This window comes from Bradyrhizobium sp. Mp19, from assembly GCF_029952935.1.
GTDB classification, from domain to species: domain Bacteria; phylum Pseudomonadota; class Alphaproteobacteria; order Rhizobiales; family Xanthobacteraceae; genus Bradyrhizobium; species Bradyrhizobium elkanii.
On sequence record NZ_JASAUT010000024.1, the window covers coordinates 51166 to 73381 of the forward strand.

Here is a 22216-nt window from a genome sequence, read left to right on the forward strand (position 1 = left end):
ATGTGGCGGAATATAAGGTTACCGCGGCCGACCGAGGCTGAACGCGCCAGGGTCGGCCGCGGCCAATGCGCCTCGATCAGTTCTTCGGCTTGACCGCATCCATCGCGGCGCGGCTGACGGCCTGGCCCATTTCGCTGGCCTGCTCGGCGAGCGAGCGCATCTGGCCCTGCACATATTCGCTGTGCAGCCGCATGACGTCGCTGAGGTCCTTGGCCTTGAGCAGCGCCTCGGCGTAGTCCAGCGACGACTGCACGTTCTTTTCGGCATAGGACAGCGCCTTGGTGGACAGGTCCTTGGCGCCGGCGCGCATCGTGGCGTTGCGCTCCTCGATCTTGCCGGCGGTGTCCTTGGCGTTGGTCACGAATTGCTCGAACGCCTTGCGCGCCTGATCGAAGCTCGCCTCCGCCATCGACCGCATATCCTTGGGAATCTCGAACTTGGGGATCTCGAAATGGTCACGCCCGTTGTCGCTCATGGTCGCTCTCCCTCGCTTGCTGATCGGCCCGCCGCTTGGCCCTGCGGGCCCAGGGCAAGATAGACGGCAGAATATATCGTGGCACTGCAATCGCAGGTGTGACGCGGCGCCACCTGGTTCCGCATCGCGCGGCTCGCAGCAACCTCTCTTTGCCGGACAACGCCGAACGGCGGTGGATCGTTCAGCCAAGTTAACGTTATCCCGGCTTTGGCGGGGGCAGTTTCGCTTGCGGACATGGACCTGCCGCCCCCCAGTTGCGATACTAACCTTCTGTTAAGGCTGTCGTCCTGCGGCTGCCGGGCCTTCGGCTGAGCTTAAGGAAGAAAGCCAAACCCATGCGGTCAAATCTTGCGCGATGAGTGACGCGGAATTCCAGATCCAGGCGCTCGGCGATGTCAGGCTGGCGAATCATGCGACGGGCGCCCTGCCGGCATGGCTGTGGGCGGCCGACGGCGCACGGATTCTCTGGGCCAATCCGATCGGCGCGCAGGTATTCGGTGCCGCCAACGGCGCCGAACTGGCAAAGCGCAGCTTCGGCCCGGCCGAGCCGCACCGCCGCCAGATCGCGCGGCTCGGCCACGGCCTGAACGCCAATGGCGCGGTCCGGCTGGAGCGGCTGCGCGGCTTCGGCGCGGCGCCCGGCATGCTCGCGACCTGCGGCTGCGCGAGGATCGACCTGCCGGACGGCAGCCACGGCATCCTGATGACCGCGCTCAACGCGACCAGCCGCGGTATGCCGCTCGCGGAACGCCTGCTGCGGCTGGTGCAGGGTTTGCCGCGTCCGGCCGCCGCCTTCACCAGCGACGGACTACTGGTCGCAACCAATGAGGCGGCGCGTGCGCTGCCCGGCCTGCACGATCTTACCGAAGCCGGTCTCGATGCCGCGCGCGGCGAGGCGCTGGCGCAGGGCCGCGCGGCCGCAAGCGTTGCGATCGGCCGCGTGGTGCTGCAGCGGATCGGCCACGGCGCCGATCGCGCGCTGGTCGCGTTGATCAAGCCGGCGCCGCATCTCGCCGCAAGGCCGGCGGCGCCGATCGTGCCTGCACCGGTCGCGCCGGAGACGCCGGCGCCCGAAGCACAGGCTCCCGCAGCGCCAGCGCAGCAAGAGGCCATGGCCGTAGAGCCGCCGCCAGCACCTGCAGTTGTCGAACAAGCCGTTGCGCATGACGAAGCGCCCGCGACGGCCAGCGCAGCGCCGATCGCCTTCACACTGTTCGACGCGCTGGATCCGCAGTTGGAAGAGCGCGTCACAATCGAGCCGATCGTCAGCGCGGCCAAATCCGAACCTGAGAATGCTGCTCCATCTGCCGCGCCAGCAGAGGCGGCGCACATAGAGGCGCCCGTCGAGACCGCAGCTCTCGACACCACGCAAGACGAAACACCCGCCGCCGAGGAACCTCTGTCGGAAGCACTGATCGAAGTGCCGGACGGCACGCAGATCGAAGAGCCTGCGCCTCTTGCCCCGCCACTTGCGTCGGCAGAACTCACGCATTCAGACTCGACGCCCGTCGAGACTGCACCTCTCGACACCACGCCCGACGAAAGCCCCGCCGTCGAGGAGCCCTTGTCGGAAGCGCTGATCGACGTGCCCACCGAAGCGCGGGTCGAACAGCCTGCGCCGCAGCCCGCGCCTGATCTCGAAGCGACGGCAAACGCGCCGGAAACATCAGCGCCGCCGGCCGATCCCGTCCCCTCGCCTTATACGATCGCGGATGCGCCCGCGCCGCCGCCCGCCGCCGAACCGGAGTCCGCGACATTGGCGCCGGTGCCACCGCCATCCTGGCTCGACGAGCCGCTGCCGGTGCGGCGGCATCCGCTGCGCTTCATGTGGCAGATGGACCACGAGGCCCGCTTCTCGCTCGGCTCTGATGAATTCACCCGCCTGATCGGCCTGCACACCGCGGCGGGCTTCGGCCGGCTGTGGAGCGATATCGCCGAGAGTTTTGGCCTCGATCCCGAAGGCCGCGTGATGCAGGCGTTCGCCAGCCACGACACCTGGAGCGGCGTCACGCTGCACTGGCCGGTCGACGGCGGCGGCCGGCTGCCGGTCGAACTGTCCGGGCTGCCGGTGTTCGATCGTGCCAGGAATTTCGCCGGTTATCGCGGCTTTGGTGTGTGTCGCGACCTCGACGGGCTTGCGCGACTCGCCGCATTGCGCCGCTATGAGTTCTTCAGCGGCACGGTCGCGCCGCGGTCGCTGTCGGCCGATGTCGCGCCGGCGCCGCGCGGCGATGCGCCGCCCGGGCCCGCCGCGCCGCCGGACAATCCTCCGCCGCACGCCGAGCCGCCGCCCGACACGACCGCAGCAGCACCACCCGAGGAATTGACCGAGCCGACAGCCGCAGAGACTTCACACCGAGCCGATCCGGATCACGCCGTGGAAACGCACGAGGAAACGCACGAAGTGCGTCACGACCCGCCACCGAATGTGGTGCCGTTCCGTCCCGCCGGCGACACCCGGCCGCCGTCGCTGACGCCGGTCGAGAACAACGCCTTCAACGAACTCGCCCGTCAATTGTCGGCGCGGCTCGAGAACGAGGCCGGCCTCGCCACGACCACGAACGACAGCGTGCCGGCCGAGCCGGTCGCCGAAGCGCCGCCCGCAAGCGAACCGCCGCAGGAAGCAGCGGCAGCGCCGCAGGAGACGGTCGCGCAGCTGGAGACGCCAGCCGATCCGCCAAAGGCCAGTTGGCTCGCTGCGGCCGAGCCGGCGCCGCGCGCCGACTCCCGGCGCGACCGCGCGCTGCTCGATCTGTTGCCGGTCGGCGTCCTGATCTACCGGCTCGACCGCCTGCTCTATGCCAACCACGCCTTCCTCTCACGCATGGGCCATGACAGCCTGCACGCGCTGGAAGCCGCCGGCGGCCTCGACGCGCTCTATGTCGAGCCCGGCGTCTCGCAGGCCAGCAGCACGTCGGGCACCGGCACGCCGGTGACGATCTCGGCGAACCAGAGCACCGAGCACGGCGCGCAGTCGGTGTCCGCGGAGGCGCGGCTGCACACCATCACCTGGGACGGCGATTCCGCGCTGGCCCTGATCTTCTCGCGCACGCTGGACGAGGATGCCGCGATCGCCGCCGCGCTCTCCGAACCGGAGCCGGAGCCTGCGGCCGCCGCGGAGCCGCTGCTTGCGCCGGCTGAGCCGCAGGCCGGCCAGGCCGACGCCGAGGAGCTCGGCGCGATCCTCGACACCGCGGCCGAAGGCATCATCATGTTCGATGCCGAGGGCAACATCCATTCCTGCAACCGCAGCGCCGAGGCGCTGTTCGGCTATGACGGCGACGAGTTCGTCACCCGCAAGCTCGCCGACCTGTTCGCTCCGGAAAGCCAGCACGGCATCTTCGACTATCTCACCAGCCTGAAATCCGCCGGCGTCGCCAGCCTGCTCGACCATGGCCGCGAGACGCTCGGGCGCGTCCGCCAGGGCGGCATCATCCCGCTGTCGGTGACGATGGGCCGCACCCGCGCCGACGGGCCGAACTTCTTCGCGGTGTTCCGCGATCTGTCGCAGACCCACAAGAGCGAGGGCGAATTGCGCGAGGCGCGGCGGCTCGCCGAACGCGCCGCCAACGCCAAGTCCGACATGCTGGCGCGGATCAGCCACGAGCTGCGCACGCCGCTCAACGCCATCATCGGCTTTGCCGAGGTGATGATCGGCGAGCGCTTCGGTGCGCTCGGCAACGAACGCTATGTCGAATACATGAAGGACATCCGCGCCTCCGGCGAGCGGGTAATCGCGATCGTCAACGATTTGCTCGACCTCTCGCGGATCGAGACCGGCAAGCTCGACCTCGCCTTCGCCAGCCAGAATCTCAACGAGATGGTGGAGAGCTGCGTCGCTGTGATGCAGCCGCAGGCCAACCGCGAGCGCATCATCATCCGCACCTCGCTCGCCCACACGCTGCCGCCTGTGGTCGCCGACGCCCGCGCGCTGCGCCAGATCACGCTGAACCTGATCGGTAACTCGATCCATCTCGCCAATGCCGGCGGCCAGGTGATCGTCTCGACCGCGCTGTCGGATTTCGGCGAGGTGATGCTGCGCGTGCGCGACACCGGGCAGAGCCTCAACGACAACGAGGTCGCCGCGGCGCTCGAGCCGTTCCGCGCCCCGACGCCATCAGATCAGGCCGGCTCCGGCGGCGTCAGCCTGTCGCTGACCAAGGCGCTGGTCGAAGCCAATCGCGCCAAATTCCAGATCAGGACCGGCGGCCGCACCGGCACGCTGATCGAGGTGACCTTCGTCCACGCCACGGCAAGGGCGTGAGCGGCGGCGCGAGCATGCAGCGCGTGTGCTGTCTCGCGCTCCCGTAAGGGACGCACCGGCGGAAGGGCTCCCTCCCCCCTTGCGGGGTAGGGCAATCGCATATGACCCTTCGGCGGCTGCGGAGGTCACTCCGCCTCGTGGTTCGAGACGCGCCGCAAGCGGCGCTCCTCACCATGAGGGTCTACTATTGTGCCGCAAAACAAGACCCTCATCCTGAGGAGCCCGCCGAAGGCGGGCGTCTCGAAGGATGGCCGCGAGGACGCTGCCCGACAGATTTCTTTCCATATGCGATTGCCCTGCCTTGCGGGGGGAGGGTTGGGGAGAGGGGTACCACACGACGTGCTCTCTCCATTTGCAGAACGGCGCGGCCGAGACTGTGAGACCGACACTCATCGCAAGAATCTCGCCCGGGGCCACCCCTCTCCCCACCCTCTCCCGCAAGGGGAGAGGGAGCCTGACAGGCGTGCTCACCTCACTTGCCTGAGCGGCGCACAACCGCGCAAAATTCAAGTCGCTTCGAAATTCGCGCTCCACCGCCGCGCCAGCAGGACCAACTACTCGCCGGGCACTGCGAACATCTGTCGCGTCGGACCCGCGCGGCGCGGCATAGATCTTGCTGCGATTTGGCTTGTTTGAATTCATTGCCGTGCGACCCCGCCCGTTTTCCGGGCATGCGGATTTTCACCGATGCGCTGTCTCGTCGTCGCCGACCTGCATTACTCGTTGCCGCAGTTCGACTGGCTGCTGGCGGCGGCACCGCAATTCGATCTCGTGATCTTCGCCGGCGATGCGCTCAACCTCGGCTCGGCGGTCGATTTCCGCGCCCAGATCGTCGTCGTCACGAAATACCTGTCACGGCTCGCCGATCTCACGCGGGTGATCTTCTGCTCGGGCAATCACGACCTCGACGAGCGCAACCCGGAGGGCGAGAAGATCGCGCGCTGGGTCGCGGGCATCAGGGAGTTCGGCGTCGCCTGCGACGGCGACAATCTGGCCATCGGCGACACGCTGTTCACGGTGTGCCCATGGTGGGACGGCCCGCTGGTCAAGGCGCGGATCGACGAGCAGCTTCGCGCCGCAGCCGCGGTGCCGCACAAGCGCTGGGTCTGGGTCCATCACGCCCCGCCGGCGGATTCGCCGACCAGCTGGGGCGGCAAGCGCTTCTTCGGTGACGCCGAGCTGCTCGGCTGGATCGAGCGCCACCATCCGGCGATGGTGATCTCGGGCCATGTGCATCAGTCGCCGTTCATCCAGAGCGGCTCGTGGTTCGACCGGATCGGAGCGACCTGGGTGTTCAACACCGGCCTGCAGCCCGGCCGTCCCCCGGTCTACATCGTGCTCGATCTCGCGCAGGACAAGGCGTTCTGGCTCGCGGCCGGTGATGCGCAGATGATCGATCTCAAGGCGCCGCTGTCGCGGCCGGCAGCGCTTGTGCGCGATGCGCCGGACTGGCTCATATCCTTGGATCGGATTGCCGATCCGAGCCTGGCGCGACCTGCATCGGCGGCAGGTTGATCATGCTCTGCAGCACCTCGCCGACCATCGCCAGATGGGTGCCGTGATCGGCATATTGGTGCATCAGGTCGGCGAGATAGGTCGTGGCGACATGAAGCCGTTGCGCCAGCAGCTGCGCGATCAGCAGCGCCACCGCCGGCTGCTGGCGCAGGAACGAGGCCGCATCGTCGAACTCGTACAGGACGCAATCGGACGCCGTGCGCACCTTGGCGCTGTGCACGCGGTCGAGCAGCACACTCATCTCGCCGAACACCGCGCCGGGCTCGTCGATGACCGCCACCAGGCTGTCGCCCTTGACGACTTCCACCTTGCCGTCGAGCAGCACGAACAGGTGTCCGGTCTTGCCGCCCTCCTCGATGAAATCCGTGCCGGCCGGCAGGCTGCGCCTGCGACCGCCGGTGCAGTGATCAAGGATCGCTCGCATGTTTCATCTCCGTCTCCGGTCAGACTAGGCAGAGATGCTGTCGCGTCAAACGGCATTAGCTGGGCGTTCTGCCCAAATTGTCGGCACGCCACCGCGTGACCCGCGGCGCGATCCAGCCGTTTGCACTGCCTCAGGCGGGGGCGTTATGCTTGACCGCCAGGAAATCGCCGATCGTATCGAGGAACAGTTTTGGCGATTGCAGTTGCGGGACATGCGCACACCCCGGAATGACCCTGAGCTTGGCTCTCGGCAGACCGCCTGCCAATTCGTATGACATCGGCGGCGGCGTTGCCTCGTCATATTCGCCGACCACGACGAGCGTCGGTATGGTCACGCTGCGTAGTTCGGCACGAAGATCGAGGCTCGCCAGCGCATCGCAGGCCGCGCAGAACACGTTGAGATCGGTGCGCAGGAATGCATCGCGGCGATCCTGCATCAGCGCGGGATGCTGCGCCTGGAAATCCGGTGCGAACAGCCGGCGCATTGCAATGTCGGTGATCGCGGCGAGCCCCTTCTCGCGTGAAACCCTGGCCATGTTGCGAAACGCCTCGCGGCCCGGCTCGGAGAACGCCGCACCGCTGTCGGCGAGGATCAGCCGGCTCGCGATCGCCGGGTGGCGGATCGCCATCTGCAGCGCGACGAACCCGCCATAACCATTGCCGAGCACGATGGCCGGCGTGCCAGCAACCGCATCATGCACCGCATCCGCCATTCGGTCGGCAATCGCGGCAAGGCCACCCTCAACCGCGCTCGACCGGCCGAATCCCGGTAGTTCCGGCACGATGGTCCGAAACGACCTAGCAAGCTCCGGCACGATCGCATCGAAGCTCGCGCGATCCGACAGCAGCGAGTGAAACAGGACCAACGGCGGCCCCTCGCCCGACTGGGCTGCGTTGACTGTGCGGTTGGCCAAAAGCCTGTCCATCGTCGCTCTCTTTCAAATCGCGCCCGAAATTCGCGCATTTGGGCTCCGAAGCGCCCCTGCGGACGATTGATAAATCAAATCACCCGGATTTCAAGGATTTCTACTTGACGTGATATTTCACAGACTGCATTTTGGTGGGCAGGAGACCCAATGAAATGATCCTTCTCCGCGAAAATATCTACGAAAACCTGAGATCTGATATTTTATCGTGTCAGTTTGCTCCCGGTGATGAAATACGAGAGCAGGATCTGGCCGAGCGTTACGCTGTCAGCCGCCAGCCGGTTCGGGACGCCCTGCTGCGGCTCGAGCGCGAGCACCTCGTGACGGTGCAGCCCCGCCAGGGCTACCGGGTCAATCCGATCTCGCTGTCCGACGCGCGCGATCTGCTGCGCTTCCGCCTTGCGCTCGAGCCGGCCTGCGTCGCCGAAGCAATCGCGAGCGCGCCCGACAGCATCCTGAAATCACTCGATGAATTCCGCCGCTTCTCCGGCAGCCATGAGGACTTCATCACCTACAATCGCGGCTTCCACTCGGCGCTGGCGCACGCATCGGGCAACCGCCGCATGGCGACCACGCTCTGCGACCTGATCGGCCAGGCCGATCGGCTGGTGCGCGTCAGCGTCTCCAATCTGAAGGGCCACGACCCGGCGAAGCTCGTGGCCGAGCATGTCGCATTGATCGACGCCATGCAGCAGCGCGAGGCGCGCACCGCGGCCCGCATCATCAAGGCTCACATCGCGGCAACCGAAAAGCGCGTGCTGCCGGCACTCAAGCGCAACGCCGTCATCGTCGAAGAGAGATCATCATGAACATTCCGTCGAAGCCCGCGACGATCGACGTCGAGATCCACGGCAACTTCATCGACGGACGCGAGGTCGAGGCCGGAGACGGCGAGATGCTCGACGTGCGCAATCCCGCGACCGGCGACGTCATCGCCCGGATTCCGAATTCGACCGCCGCGGATATCGACCGCGCGATGAAGAGCGCTCGCGCTGCATTCGAAGGCAAGGCGTGGGGCGGGATGGACACGAGGGCGCGCGCCCGGCTCGTCAACAGGCTCGCCGACGCATTCGAGACCAATCTCGACACGCTGTACCGGCTGGAGACATTGAACAACGGCCGTCCCGTCAACGAAACCCGCGCGCAGCTGTCGCGCCTGCCGGATTTCTTCCGCTACTTCGCCGGACTAGCGCTATCGCGCCGTGATTCCGTCATCCCGGTCGAAGGCGCGTATCTGAACTACACCCTGCGCACGCCGATCGGAATCGTCGCCAACTGCACGCCCTTCAATCACCCGCTCATGATCCTGTGCAAGTCGCTTGCCGTCGTGCTGGCGACCGGGTGCGTCACCGTGGTCAAGCCGTCGGAATACACGCCGCTGACGACACTGAAGCTCGCCCAGATCTTCAGCGAGGCCGGACTGCCTCCCGGCGTCTTCAACATCGTGCTTGGTCTCGGCCAGAGCGCCGGCAAAATGCTCGCCGAGCATGGCGACATCAACAAGCTTGTGCTGACCGGCGGGACCGAAGCCGGCCGCATCGCGGGCAGCGCCGCGGCCAAGGTGTTCGCGCACCAGACCATGGAGCTCGGCGGCAAGACGCCGGTGATGATATTCGACGATTTCGACGTCGACCGCGCCGTCAACTATGCCGCGTTCGGCGCCTTCATCGGCGCCGGCCAAACCTGCGTTTGCGCGTCGCGCCATATCGTGCAGGCCTCGATCTACGACGAGTTCGTCAAAAAGCTGCAGGCCAAGACCCGTACCATCCGCATTGGCGATCCGTTCGATCCGAACACACAGCTTGGGCCGGTGATCTCGGCGCGCCAGCGCGACCGCGTTCTCAGCTATGCGCGCTACGGTCATGAAGACGGCGCGCGGCTGCTCACCGGCGGCGTGGCTGCAAAGGTCGCGGGCCACGACAACGGCTATTTCGTCGAACCGACCGTGTTCGCCGACGTCAAATCCGACATGCGGATCTTCCAGGAGGAGGTGTTCGGCCCCTTCACCTCGGTGACCCCATTCAAGGACGAGGCCGACGCGCTCCGGCTCGCCAACGATTCGCCCTTTGGCCTCGCCGCCGCCATTCGCACCCGCGACGTCGCGCGTGCGCATCGCGTGGCCGCCGCGGTCAAGGCGGGGATCGTCTGGATCAACGATCACCACCGGCTCGATCCGGCCTCGCCCTGGGGCGGCGTTGACGATTCCGGCATCGGCCGGGAATGCGGCACCGAGAGCTTCGACGACCATTTCAACACCAAGAGCGTGATGGTCGCGACCCACGAACAGCCGTTCGATTGGTACCGCGACACGGCCAGCCAGCGCCGCTTGAACTAGCCGCAGTCGAGCAAAGCGGCAAACCGCCCACAGATGGCGGGCCGCATCACCGAGGAAACAGTCAAGGGGAGAGCGTATATGTCGACATCGGTCAATGCCGGGAGCCGCCTCGATCGGCTACCGATCGGACCATTCCATCGCCGGATCATGATCCTGATCGGGATCGGAATGTTCTTCGACGGTTTCGACATCTATATCGCCGGCACCGTGCTCGGCGTGACGCTGAAAACCGGGTTCTCGACGCTCGCCCAAAACGCCGCGTTCATCTCCGCAACCTTCGTCGGCATGATGCTCGGATCGTTCGGCACCGGCTTCCTCGGCGACCGTTACGGACGACGTTTCACCTACCAGTTCAATTTGCTGCTGTTCGGTATCGCGTCCCTGGCGGCGGCGTTTGCGCCAAGCATGGCCTTTCTGATTGCCTGCCGTTTCGTGATGGGCGTCGGTCTCGGCGCCGAAAATGTCGTCGGCTATTCGACGATGACCGAGTTCGTGCCGGCCCGGAGCCGCGGCAAGTGGCTCGGCTTCACCGCCGTCTGCGTCGTGACCGGCCTGCCCATCGCGCTGCTGGTCGCATCGGTCGTCGTCCCGCAATTCGGCTGGCGCGCGATGTTCGTGCTGGGCGGCGTCGGCGCCTTGATCGTCTGGTACCTGCGCAAGTCGCTGCCGGAGTCCCCGCGCTGGCTGGAGGCGGTGGGACGCACCGCCGAGGCCGAGGCGCTAATGCAGGCGATCGAGAAGGAAGCTTCCCAGGGCCACCCCTTGCCGGCCCCCGCGGCTGCAACACCGGCACCGGTGTCGCCCGATCTCGCCACGCTGTTCACTGCGCCGCTGCTGTCCCGCATGATCGTCGGCGCGGTATGCCTGATTACCATCAATACGCTGCTCTATGGCTTCGTGACCTGGCTGCCGGTGTTTTTCATCAAGCAGGGCCTGTCGGTCGCGACCTCGTTCGGCTACTCGCTGTTGATGGCGCTTGGCGCGCCGATCGGCTCGGCGATCGGCGCCCTGACCGCCGACCGCTGGGGCCGCAAGCCCACGATCATCGGCGCGTCGCTGATCTCGATCATCCTCGGCGTCATCTATCCGATGATCTCGGATCCGTTCCTGCTGCCGGCCGTCGGCTTTGCGCTGACCGTGCCGATCTATGTCCTGGTCGCGCTGTTGTTCGGCATCTATATTCCCGAACTGTTCCCGACCGAGGTGCGGCTGCGGGCATCCGGCATAGTCAACACACTCGGTCGAGGTGCCACCATCGTGACACCATTCCTGGTCGTGATGCTGTTCGAAGCGCGCGGCGTCGCCGGCGTGATGGCCCTGATGATCGGACTGCTCATCGTGCAGATCATCACCGTATGAGCGCTCGGCATCGAGCCGCGGCACCGCAGCCTCGAGGAGCTCAAGGGCGAGGAATCACCATCCGCAATCCCGCAGGAAGCTTCGTGACGCGCAGCGAGCTTTCTTCGCTACAAGCAGCTTTGGCGGCGCGGGATACCCGCGCCGTTCGCGTCACTCCCACATCTCCGGCGTGACCCGCCCGGCGAAGCCGCAGTCGATGACCCGCTCCTGCGGATTGCGATCGACGATCAGCCGCAGCAAGTCGGGGCGCGAATAGTGGCCGCCGATATCGCACAGCGCCTTGGCGGCGAGCACGGCCTCCAGCGATCCGTCCGCGATCAGGATGGTCTCGCCCTGCGCCGGACCTGCGATGACCTCGCCGCGCGGATCGATGATGACGCTGTCACCGCTGTACTCGATCGTCGAGAGCTCGCGGTAACGTTCCGGCGTAATTTCGTGCGAGCGCATGCCGCCGACGGCGATGACGTAGCAGCCGGCTTGCGAGGCGAACGCGCGCGACAGCAACAACTGCCGCGGCCAGAGCGGCGTCGGCGACAGTGGCGCCACCGCAGGCTCCCGCCCCGGCCACGCGGCGACGTGGATCTGCGTTCCCTGCGCGGCCAGCGCATAGCCGGGCAGCATGGTGTTGTGCTCCCAGCAATTGAGGCCGCTGATCCGGCCATAGGGCCGCTCATGCACCCGCAGCCCCGCCGCGTCGCCGTCGGCCCACACCGAGCGCTCGTTGAAGGTGGGCTTCAGCTTGCGATGGCGGCCGAGCAGCCGCCCCTCGCGGCCGATGAACAGCAGCGTGCAGTAGACCGTGCCCCTGGTCACGGCATCACGTTCGGCGACGCCGATCACGACATCCAATCCGGCGGCCTCGGCGGCGGCGCAGAGCCGATCGGTCGCGGGCGAGGGAATTTCGACTGCATTGTCGAGATACTCGGCCATCGCGCGAAACGTGCTCGGCCCGGTCGGCGCGTGACAGAAGAAGGGATAGCCGGGCAGCCAGGTCTCGCCGAAGGCGGCGATCGTCGCTCCCATGGCGCCGGCCTCGCCGATCAGGCGGCAGGCCTTCTCCACCGAGGCGTCGCGATCGAATGGCACCGCGGCGGCCTGGATCGCCGCGAGCCTGAAATGCGTGTCGGATGTCATGGCCGTGCCCGCGTCAGTCGACGCCCTTGCGGACAGCGTCGAGCGCGCCCGCAAGCAACTCCAGCGCCTTGACGCGCCGCCGTCGCGCCAGACGCGCCTCGCCGACCTTGCGCTCGTGCTCGCCGGCGATGAAGGCCTGGATGTCCGGCAGCGGACGAATGACACCACGGCTGCCCCACTGGCCGTCGGGGATCTCGGTCGGAAACACCCAGACCTGCGGTGCCACATCCTCGAACGAACCGCCGGCGGCGCGTACCACCGCATCGGTCACGTCCTTCACCAGCGCCGCGCGCGAGGCTTCGGTGTACTGGCCTTCCGGCACGGTCGGGACAATCCGGTAACGCGGCGACGGCGATGGCTGGCCCGCCACATAAACGGCGGCCGGCCGATGCAGGAAGACAACGGTGACGCCTTGCGCGACCTTGTTTGCCGGATCGAACCCCTCGTGACCGATCAGGATATCACCGAGCTCCTTGATGAGCCGCGCTTCCGCGTCCGGCTTCAGGGCTCCTTCGGGAATTGTCACGTCGATCATCGGCATTGAGGGGACCTCCTGTTGTTGACAGCACGAGGTCTATGCGCGGCGTGCTCCCGGCAGCAGTGGCAGTATCGCCATTTTGGGGGCAAATTCGGACACGGCGTTCTCAGCTCGCGGCGACCCTGCACACGAACCGGCGCTGGTATTCGCGTGGCGAGAGCCCGGTTTCGCGCTTGAACAGACGACGGAAGGTCGACAGATCGTCGTAGCCGACGCGCGCGCTGACCGCGTCGAGCTTCAGCCGCGTGGTTTCGATCAGCCGCTTGGCCACATCGACACGCAACGCTTGCAGATATTGCAGGGGTGGCTCGCCGACCGCCAGCTTGAACCGGCGGTTCAACGTGCGCTCGCTGACCGCAAGGTCGCGGGCCAGCCTGGCCAGACTGAAGCCCTGTTGCAGCGACTTCTCCATCATGCTCTGCGCCCGCGCCACCAGCGCGTCGGAGTGCTGCGTGTCACGCGCGCGGCTGGCATAGGGTGCCTGCGAGACGCGATTGCTGTCGATCAGCATCAGCTTGCCGGTCTCGGCGGCCACGTCGGCACCGGCGAATTTCTCGACCAGCCGAAGCGCGAGATTGAGCGAGGTGGTCACCGCGCCCGAGCAGACAATGCGGTTCTGCTCGGTGAGGATCTCGGCGACGCGCAGATCCACCGCCGGATAGCGCATCGCGAATGTCCGCCCCTTGGCCCAATGGGTGGTCGCAACCCTGCCGTCGAGCAGGCCGGCCTCGGCGAGGATGAAGCTGCCGGTGCAATAGGAGGCGAGCAAAGTGCCGCGCTCATGCTGCCGCCGCAGCGCCGCGAGCAGCGGCTCGACGGTATCGAGCCGCGCGAAGAACCGCTCGATATCGCCGACGAACGGTCCCGGGATCACCACCGCGTCCGCCGAAGACCGCGCGCCGATCGGTCCGTCGACGCCGATGACCTGGCCGGACGCCGTCTGGACCGGCCGGCCACTCAAGGACTCGACGCGCCACCGCAGCTGAGACGGCTTGCCGTTGTGGCGTCGCGGCCGCCGCGCCGTCACCGAATTGGCGGCCGTGAACACGTCGACAATCCCCGCCACACCCGAAGCGAGGATGCCGTCATAGACCCAGATCCGGATGAGTGGCATGGCGTGTCCGATCTTGCACAATATGGTGTAATTCTGCCATCGCATGGACGACCGGACAAGCCGGCGGTGTCGGGGCGCCGAATGTGACGCGCTGTGTGACTGCCCGACCGGCAACTCAGCACAAACCTGTCAACTCGGACAAACCATGTCGCAAGAATGCGGGCGTATGACTCACAAACCGTGCCGCACACTCACTGTCGTCCCGGCCTAGTGCGCTATTGCGCACGGGGGGCCGGGACCCATAACCACCGACGGGAATTGTTATGCGCGATTGCAACGACGAGTCCCGCCTGCAACATCCGCCGCGGCGTATGGGTCCTGGCCCCCCGTGCGCAATTGCGCACTAGGCCGGGACGACAGATTTATATGCGGGCCGGTCGCCGTGCACCCCGTTCACATCGCCCGCGCAAATCTGCGAAAGCCCGGCGCGCCGGTCAGCGCCTCGAAGGCGGCGTCGCGCTTCTCTTCGGCGAAGGTGAAGCCGGCCCTGGCGTAGCAGCGTTCGGCGGCGTCGTTGCCGATCAGGAACGAGATCGAGGCCTGCGTGTAACCGGCCGCCTTGCCGTCGGCGAGTGCGCGGCGGATCAAGTCCTGCACCAGGCCGCCGCGATGGGACGCTTGTCGGGCGACATGCTCGATCAGCCAGTCGCCCTCGCCGCCTTGCACCCAGCAGTTACGGGCATAGCCGCCGCGCGCGACGATGGCATCGGCATCCATGCCGGTCTCTGCTGCGACTTCCTCGATCGCCGCACGTGCGGCGACGACCGTTCCGGATGCCGGCATCGCGCACAGCGCGGCGGTCGGCGCGCCATCGACTTCAGCGATCAGGAAATGGGCGACGTGATACCATGACCGCACCCGCGCCACGGCGAGCCGCGTCATGAACGCCAGGCATTCCGCCTCGCCCCGATCGAGCGCGATATCGAACCAGCCGCGCGGCAACGGGCCGCGCTGCGCGGCCAGCACGATGCCGGCGATGAAGCCGGCGTCGTCGGATCGTGCGGGACGGATCGAGGATCGTCCCGCGCCGATCATCTCAGGTGTTCTTCAGCGCGACGCGGAATTCGGCCTCGGTCTTGGCCTTGACCTCGTCGAGCGTGACGCCGTCGGCGAGCTCGATCAGCGCCATGCCGTCCTTGCCGTGCTTGTCGATGGTGAACACCGCAAGGTCGGTGACGACCATGTCGACCACGCGCTCGCCGGTCAGCGGCAGGTTGCACTGCTTGAGCAGCTTGGGGCCGTCCTTGGCGGAATGCTCCATCACGACCACGACGCGCTTGACGCCGGCGACGAGGTCCATGGCGCCGCCCATGCCCTTCACCATCTTGCCGGGGATCATCCAGTTGGCGAGGTCGCCGTTCTGCGCCACCTGCATGGCGCCGAGGATCGACAGATCGATATGGCCGCCGCGCACCATGCCGAAGGAATCCGCCGACGAGAAATAGCTGGTCGAGGGCAGCTCGCTCACGGTCTGCTTGCCGGCGTTGATGAGGTCGGCGTCCACCTCGTCCTCATAGGGGAACGGGCCCATGCCGAGCATGCCGTTCTCGCTCTGCAGGCTGACGTCGATGCCGTCGGGAATGTAGTTCGAAACCAGCGTCGGGATGCCGATGCCGAGATTGACGTAATAGCCGTCGCGCAACTCCTTGGCGGCGCGGGCGGCCATCTGTTCACGGGTCCAGGCCATGAGGCTCTCCTGAAGAAGTGTGTTTTAAGCGGCGGGCCGCGGACGGGTGTTGCGGAACTCGATCCGCTTCTTGCCGGTCCCGACCTCGATGATGCGCTTGACGAAGATGCCGGGGGTGTGGATGTGGTCCGGGTCGATCTCGCCGGCCGGCACCAGGTGCTCGACCTCGGCGACCGTGACCTTCGCGGCGGTGGCCATCATCGGGTTAAAGTTGCGCGCGGTCTTGCGGTAGACGAGGTTGCCGGCGGTGTCGCCCTTCCAGGCATGGACGATGGCGACGTCGGCGAACAGGCCGCGCTCCATGATGTACTTCTCGCCGTCGAATTCCTTCACTTCCTTGCCTTCGGCGATCAGCGTGCCGACGCCGGTCTTGGTGTAGAAGGCCGGGATTCCGGCGCCGCCGGCGCGGATGCGCTCGGCCAGCGTGCCCTGCGGGTTGAACTCGAGCTCGAGCTCGCCGGCGAGGTATTGCTGGGCGAACAGCTTGTTCTCGCCGACATAGGACGAGATCATCTTCTTGATCTGGCGCGTCTCCAGCAGCCGGCTGAGGCCGATGCCGTCGACGCCGGCATTGTTGGAGACGACCGTGAGGCCCTTCACGCCGGACTCGCGGATCGCGTCCGACAGGGTCTCGGCGATGCCGCAGAGGCCGAAGCCGCCCGACATGATCATCATGCCGTCCTTGAGGAGACCATCGAGTGCCGATTTGGCGTCGGGATAAACTTTGTTCATGCAGCGAATACCTGATGGAGGGCGCGGAACGGCTGTGGCAAAGCGGATTATTAGGCGAAATCTTCGCAGTGCGTCAATCATGGCCGGGTGCGGCGACGGGCGGCGGCCTGCGGCGATCAACATGGCCTTGAAAGCGACAAGAAAACCCTTCAAGTTGCGTGGGTTGGCAGGGGCCTCCGGCGAGAGCCCGCTGTGTTCGACGACGACCCGACAAAACTCAACCCGACCCGGATATGTCATTGACGATGGCCCAAGGAATTAAGCGCCTGGGGATGCCGATCGCGGCGCTTTTCGGCCTGGCGCTGGTCGGGCTGGTCGGAACGTCGTGGTTCCTCAACCGGGACGCGCTGCAGCGGGCGGTGGAAGCGCAGATCCGCGCCGTGACCGGGCTCGATCTCGTCGTCAACGGGCCGATCGACGTCTCGGTTTTTCCCGGCAGCTACGTCTCCTTTCATAATGTCGGGCTGAAGGGCGCCGATACCATCGGTCCCGCCCTACAGGTCGACGTGTTGACCGCCAATCTGCGCCTGCTGCCGCTGCTGCTGCGGCGGTTCGAGATTGCCGACGTCATGATGCTCCGTCCGCATATCCATGTGGTCCGCGACGGCGCCGGCGAGAGCAATTGGACGCCGTTCGTCGAGACCATCGCCAAGGCGATGACGCCCGGCGCCGAGAACCAGGTGTCGTTCTCCGAAATCCGGATCCAGGACGGCGAGCTGAACTACCAGGACGGCACCAACAACATCTCCGAACAGCTTGGCGATATTGACCTGTCGCTGGCCTGGCCCTCGATCTCGCGCTCCTTTGCCGCAACCGGCCAGTTCGACTGGCGCGGCGAGCGCGTCGACGGCTCGATCAGCGCGAGCGACTTCGTCGCGCTGCTGTCGGGCGACCGCTCCGGCCTGAAGGCACGGCTTGCCAGCGCGCCGCTGAAGGTTGCTTTCGACGGAACCGTCGCCAACCGCACCAGCCTGATGATGGAAGGCGTCGCCACCATGGACAGCCCGTCGCTGCGCAACGCGTTGCGCTGGATGGGACAGGCCCCGCCCGGCGGCGGTGGCGGCTTCGGCCGCTTCGCGCTGAAGGCCCGCGCCAATGTGGTCGGCGGCTCGGTCGCGCTCACCAATGTCAATGTCGAGCTCGACGGCAACGTCGCCGAGGGCGTGATGACCTACGCCAATAACGGCCGGCAGACACTGCAGGCGACGCTTGCCGCCGGCAATCTCGATTTCACGCCTTACATCTCGACGTTCCGCCTGCTGGCCAGCGGCCAGCGCGACTGGAACAGGCAGCTGTTCGACCTGTCCTCGCTGTCGTCGACCGATCTCGACATGCGCCTGTCGGCGGCCAAGGTCACGGTCGGCCCGTCCAAGCTCGGCCGCACCGCATTCGGCGCCAATCTGCGCGGCGGCGCGCTGGCGCTCAGCGTCGGCGAGGCGCAGATGTATGGCGGCATCGCCAAGGGCTCGTTCGCGATCGCGCGCTCGGATGCGGTCGCCGACGTCAGGGCGCAATTCCAGTTCACCGATGTCGATTTGCAGGCCTGCGCCAGCGAATTGTTCGGCATCAACAAGCTGTCCGGCCGCGGCAACCTCAACGTCTCGCTGACGGCCTCGGGCTCGAGCCCGTTCGGGCTCGCGTCGTCGCTCGACGGCACCGCGACGCTGAACGGGCATGACGGTGCGATCGCGGGCTTCAATGTCGAGCAGCTCTTGAAGCGGCTGGAGAAGCGGCCGCTGTCCGGCGGCGGCAATTTCCGCTCCGGCTCGACGCCCTACGACAATCTCAGCATCTCGGTGAAGTTCGCCGACGGCGTTGCGACCGCTGACGACATTCATGTCGAAAGCCCAACGGCAAAGATCACGCTGACCGGCACGGCCTCGGTGCCGTCGCGCGAATACGATCTCAAGGGCGTCGCCAGCCTGACCTCGGCATCGGCCGGCGGCAACGGCTTCGATCTGCCCTTCGTGATCCAGGGGCCGTGGGACGATCCGCTGATCTTCCCCGATCCGGAAAGCCTGATCCGCCGCTCGCCGGCCTCCGCCCCGCTGCTCGATGCGGTGAAGGATCGCAAGACCCGCGACGCGGTGCGCTCGGTGATCGAGCGCTTCACCGGCGGCGCCGCACGGCCCGCGGCGGCGCCCGATGCTGCGGCAGGCGCGCCCGGCGGCGCACCGGCGGCGTCGGCCGAGAATGCGAAGTCGAACTGATCGAATCCATTCACTTTGCGCATCGATGCACCGGGACCGATCCACGCGCTCGCCACAAACCCCTACACAAGTCGGCGGCGCGACATCTTTATCGGGTCACGGGCATGCGCTAGTGTTTTCTCCAACCGGTTAAAAAGCCGGCCTCATGAGGGAGAACAACGTGAGATCCAAGGTTATCGGTGCGCTATCAATTGCGGTCGCCGCGGTCGGCCTGTTCGCCGCAACTGCACCCGCTCTCGCCCAGGGCAAGACGATCACCGTCTGGTGGGGCAAGGGATTTTACAAATCCGAAGACGACGCGCTGCTCGAGACGATCAAGAAATTCGAAGCCAAGACCGGCATCAAGGTCGAACTGTCGCAATACGCGATCCAGGACATGATTCCGAAGACGGTCGCCGCGCTCGATTCCGGCACCGTGCCCGACGTCGCCTATTCCGACTCCTACGACGTGCAGGCGCAGGGCAAATGGGCCTATGAAGGCAAGCTCGAGGATCTCTCCGACATCCTGCTGCCGATGAAGGATGCGTTCGCGCCGAACACGCTGGAGACGGCGCTGCTCTACAATGACGTCGCCAAAAAGAAGGCCTATTACGGCTTCCCGCTGAAGCAGCAGAGCATGCACGTCCAGATCTGGGGCGACATGCTCGAGAAGGCCGGCTTCAAGGCCGCCGACATCCCGACCAAGTGGGAGGATTACTGGTCGTTCTGGTGCGACAAGGTGCAGCCGGCAATCCGCAAGGCGACCGGCCAGCGCATCTACGGCGTCGGCCAGCCGATGGGCGTGGAATCCACCGACTCGTTCCAGTCGTTCTACACCTTCATGGACGCCTATCACGTCAAGCTGGTCGACGACGACGGCAAGCTCTTGGTCGACGATCCCAAGGTGCGCGACGGGTTGATTCACGCGCTGAAGGACTACACCGACACCTACATTAAGGGCTGCTCGCCGCCCTCCTCCACGACCTGGAAGGACCCGGACAACAACGTCGCGTTCCACAACAAGACGATCGTGATGACCCACAACTTCACGATCTCGATCGCGGCCAAGTGGTTCGAGGATTCCACCAACCCGGCGCTGACCGACGCACAGCGCGCCGCCGGCAAGCAGGCCTATGAGCAGGACATCATCACCGCGTCCTTCCCGAAGGCGCCGGACGGATCGACGATCCGCTACCGCTCCGACGTCAAGACCGGGCTGATCTTCGCCAACGCCAAGAACAAGGCGGAAGGCAAGCAGTTCATTGCCTTCCTGATGCAGGAAGACAATTTGCGGCCCTATGTCGAGGGCGCGCTCGGCCGCTGGTTCCCGGTGACCAAAGCAAGCCAGGCGAGCCCGTTCTGGCAGGCTGACCGGCATCGCAAGGCGGTCTACAATCAGTTCACCGGCGGCACCGCGCCGTTCGACTTCACCAAGAACTGGAAGTTCACCATCCTGAACAACGAGAACGTCTGGGCCAAGGCCATGAACCGCGTCGTCAGCGAGAAGGTGCCGGTGGACAAGGCCGTCGACGAACTCATCGCCCGCATCAAGCAGGTCGCGGGGTAGACGTTGCAAGACCAGCTGCCGCGGCACATTTCTCTGGTCGTCCCTGCGAAAGCAGGGACCCATACGCCGCGGCGGTGATTTTGAAACATGCTGGTCACCGGCTTTCGTGCAATAGCGAAAGCCGGTGGTTATGGGTCCCTGCTTTCGCAGGGACGACAGAGTAGGCGCAGGCGCAAGCGGTAGCTTGCTCAAAGAGTAACCGTATGGCGATCACACTCTCCGCATCCGATGTCCCCTCGCCGCCGTTGTCGGCGCGGCTGTCGCCGCCGCAGGTCTGGGGCATCGTGCTGCTCGCGCCCTATCTGCTCGTCTTCCTCGCCTTCGTGGTCTATCCGGTCGGCTACGGCCTGTGGCTGGCGCGCCATCCGGCGAGCTATGTCGCGCTCTATCACGACCCGATCTTCGCCCGCGCGGCGGTCAACACGCTGATCTTCCTGGTCATCGGCATCAACATCAAGATGCTGATCGCGCTGTTCCTGTCCGGCTTCTTCGCCCAGCAGCGGCCGTGGATCAGGTGGCTGTCTGTCATCTTCATCCTGCCCTGGGCGGTGCCCTCGATCCCGACCATCCTGTCGGTGCGCTTCATGCTCAATCCGGAATGGGGCGTGGTCAACCAGCTGATCTTCAAGTTCACCGGCGACGACGGCCCGAACTGGCTGAACGATCCCTCGGTCGCATTGGCGATGGCGATCGGCGTGCACATCTGGAAGTCGCTGCCGTTCTGGACGCTGATCCTGCTGACCGGACGGCTCGCCATCTCGCACGATCTGTACGAAGCCTCCGACGTCGACGGCGCCAATTGGTGGCAGAAATTCCGCTACATCACCTGGCCGTCGATGCAGACGCTCTATGTCACCTGCACGCTGCTCTCGATGATCTGGACGCTCGGCGACTTCAACAGCGTCTATTTGCTCACCGGCGGCGGCCCCGCCGACCTCACCCACGTGCTGTCGACCCTCGGCATCCGCTATCTGCGCCTCGACCAGCTCTCGCTGGCGATGGCCTCGATCGTCTGCGCGATGCCGTTCGTGCTGCCGCTGGTCTATTTCATGATGAAACGGTTGTCGCGATGAAGCTGCCCACCCTCCGCGAAGTCGGCACCGAAGCCAAGCTGCTCCTGATCGGCATCCCGGTCTTCATCTGGACCATGATCCCGATCTACCACATGTTCGTGTTCGCGATCTCGCCGAAGGAGGACGCGTTCTCCGGCAAGGTGTGGCCGGCGCATCCGACGCTGCACAATTTCGAGATCGTGTTCAACCAGCAGCACTACTTCCTGCGCGACTTCTGGATCCAGTTCTGGAATTCGACCGTGATCGCGCTCGCCGTCGGCGCGCTGACGCTGTTCGTCGCCACCGCCGCCGCGTTCTCGATCTCGCGGCTGCGCGTGCCGGGCGGCCGCGCCGTCATGAACTTGGCGCTGTTCACCTACTTCATCCCGGCCGCGTTCCTCGCCGTGCCGATGTACCGCACCATGGGCAATTACGGCCTGCTCAATAATCACTGGTCGCTGATCCTCGCGATGGTGACGATCGCCGCGCCCTACGCGATCTGGGTCCTGAAACAGGCCTCCGACAAGCTGCCCGTCGAGCTCGACGAGGCCGCGACGATGGACGGCGCCACCACGCTTCAGCTGTTCCGCCTGGTCTATGTGCCCTTGATGATGCCCTCGCTGGTCGCGGTCGGCACCTATGCGATCCTGCTCGCGTGGAACGAATATCTCTACGCGTTCCTGCTGCTGTCGAAGGACACCGACATCACGCTGCCGGTCGCGCTCGGCAACTTCCTCGCCGCCGACGACTCGCCGTGGGAGCTGTTGATGACAACCGGCTTCATCTACGCGCTGCCGCCGGCCGCGGTCTATTACGCCTTCAAGCGCTACATGGTTGGCGGGCTGACGGCAGGCGCGGTTAAATCTTGATGCGCTGTCATTCCGGGATGGTGCGCTAGCACCAGAC

The 22216-nt window shown here is 65.9% G+C and carries 17 protein-coding genes and 1 pseudogene; 9 read left to right on the forward strand and 9 right to left on the reverse strand.

Annotation, left to right across the window (positions count from 1 at the left end; genetic code table 11):
• Positions 1 to 76 precede the first annotated feature (76 nt).
• Entirely contained in the window at positions 77 to 475 is a 399-nt protein-coding gene (locus tag QJT82_RS24670; protein WP_028340594.1) for a phasin family protein, read from the reverse strand.
• 355 nt (positions 476 to 830) lie between these two features.
• On the opposite strand from QJT82_RS24670, the gene QJT82_RS24675 reads away from it, so the two are divergent.
• Entirely contained in the window at positions 831 to 4739 is a 3909-nt protein-coding gene (locus QJT82_RS24675; protein ID WP_028340595.1) for a histidine kinase dimerization/phospho-acceptor domain-containing protein, read from the forward strand.
• Between the two features lie 687 nt (positions 4740 to 5426).
• Positions 5427 to 6254, forward strand: a complete 828-nt coding sequence (locus QJT82_RS24680; RefSeq protein WP_028340596.1) for a metallophosphoesterase — start codon at positions 5427 to 5429, stop codon at positions 6252 to 6254.
• Here the strand turns inward: QJT82_RS24680 and QJT82_RS24685 are convergent.
• A complete protein-coding gene (locus QJT82_RS24685; RefSeq protein ID WP_028340597.1) occupies positions 6193 to 6678 on the reverse strand; it encodes a cyclic nucleotide-binding domain-containing protein in 486 nt (161 codons plus the stop codon). The genes QJT82_RS24680 and QJT82_RS24685 overlap by 62 nt on opposite strands.
• Before the next feature lie 130 nt (positions 6679 to 6808).
• The gene (locus QJT82_RS24690; protein WP_028340598.1) at positions 6809 to 7603 is read right to left on the reverse strand and encodes an alpha/beta fold hydrolase; all 795 of its coding nucleotides are present in this window, start codon (positions 7601 to 7603) and stop codon (positions 6809 to 6811) included.
• Between the two features lie 155 nt (positions 7604 to 7758).
• On the opposite strand from QJT82_RS24690, the gene QJT82_RS24695 reads away from it, so the two are divergent.
• From QJT82_RS24695 to QJT82_RS24705, 3 genes and pseudogenes are all read left to right on the forward strand, one after another.
• Positions 7759 to 8412, forward strand: coding sequence for a GntR family transcriptional regulator (locus QJT82_RS24695; RefSeq protein ID WP_080686739.1), 654 nt, complete (start codon positions 7759 to 7761; stop codon positions 8410 to 8412).
• Positions 8409 to 9938 (forward strand): aldehyde dehydrogenase, encoded by a 1530-nt coding sequence (locus QJT82_RS24700; protein ID WP_028340600.1) that lies wholly within the window; start codon positions 8409 to 8411, stop codon positions 9936 to 9938. Before QJT82_RS24695 ends, QJT82_RS24700 begins: the two co-directional genes overlap by 4 nt.
• Positions 9939 to 10016: 78 nt before the next feature.
• Positions 10017 to 11384, forward strand: a pseudogene (locus tag QJT82_RS24705) (MFS transporter).
• Positions 11385 to 11447: 63 nt separating this feature from the next.
• Here the strand turns inward: QJT82_RS24705 and QJT82_RS24710 are convergent.
• The 6 genes from QJT82_RS24710 to QJT82_RS24735 all read right to left on the reverse strand — a co-directional run bounded on the left by QJT82_RS24710 (position 11448) and on the right by QJT82_RS24735 (position 16502).
• The gene (locus QJT82_RS24710) at positions 11448 to 12431 is read right to left on the reverse strand and encodes a carbon-nitrogen hydrolase family protein (RefSeq protein ID WP_028340602.1); all 984 of its coding nucleotides are present in this window, start codon (positions 12429 to 12431) and stop codon (positions 11448 to 11450) included.
• Positions 12432 to 12444: 13 nt separating this feature from the next.
• A complete protein-coding gene (locus tag QJT82_RS24715) occupies positions 12445 to 12972 on the reverse strand; it encodes a tautomerase family protein (RefSeq protein WP_028340603.1) in 528 nt (175 codons plus the stop codon).
• 103 nt (positions 12973 to 13075) lie between these two features.
• Positions 13076 to 14083, reverse strand: a complete 1008-nt coding sequence (locus QJT82_RS24720; protein ID WP_028340604.1) for a helix-turn-helix domain-containing protein — start codon at positions 14081 to 14083, stop codon at positions 13076 to 13078.
• A gap of 393 nt (positions 14084 to 14476) precedes the next feature.
• Positions 14477 to 15118, reverse strand: a complete 642-nt coding sequence (locus tag QJT82_RS24725) for an acetyltransferase (protein ID WP_028340605.1) — start codon at positions 15116 to 15118, stop codon at positions 14477 to 14479.
• Position 15119: 1 nt separating this feature from the next.
• Entirely contained in the window at positions 15120 to 15770 is a 651-nt protein-coding gene (locus QJT82_RS24730; RefSeq protein WP_018268725.1) for a 3-oxoacid CoA-transferase subunit B, read from the reverse strand.
• Positions 15771 to 15794: 24 nt separating this feature from the next.
• Positions 15795 to 16502, reverse strand: coding sequence for a CoA transferase subunit A (locus QJT82_RS24735; RefSeq protein WP_028336014.1), 708 nt, complete (start codon positions 16500 to 16502; stop codon positions 15795 to 15797).
• 245 nt (positions 16503 to 16747) lie between these two features.
• On the opposite strand from QJT82_RS24735, the gene QJT82_RS24740 reads away from it, so the two are divergent.
• The 4 genes from QJT82_RS24740 to QJT82_RS24755 all read left to right on the forward strand — a co-directional run bounded on the left by QJT82_RS24740 (position 16748) and on the right by QJT82_RS24755 (position 22179).
• Positions 16748 to 18712 (forward strand): AsmA family protein, encoded by a 1965-nt coding sequence (locus tag QJT82_RS24740; RefSeq protein ID WP_028340606.1) that lies wholly within the window; start codon positions 16748 to 16750, stop codon positions 18710 to 18712.
• 160 nt (positions 18713 to 18872) lie between these two features.
• Positions 18873 to 20258, forward strand: coding sequence for an ABC transporter substrate-binding protein (locus tag QJT82_RS24745; protein ID WP_028340607.1), 1386 nt, complete (start codon positions 18873 to 18875; stop codon positions 20256 to 20258).
• 203 nt (positions 20259 to 20461) lie between these two features.
• Positions 20462 to 21331, forward strand: coding sequence for a sugar ABC transporter permease (locus QJT82_RS24750; protein ID WP_028340608.1), 870 nt, complete (start codon positions 20462 to 20464; stop codon positions 21329 to 21331).
• Positions 21328 to 22179, forward strand: a complete 852-nt coding sequence (locus QJT82_RS24755; protein WP_028340609.1) for a carbohydrate ABC transporter permease — start codon at positions 21328 to 21330, stop codon at positions 22177 to 22179. Before QJT82_RS24750 ends, QJT82_RS24755 begins: the two co-directional genes overlap by 4 nt.
• The last annotated feature ends 37 nt before the right edge of the window (positions 22180 to 22216 follow it).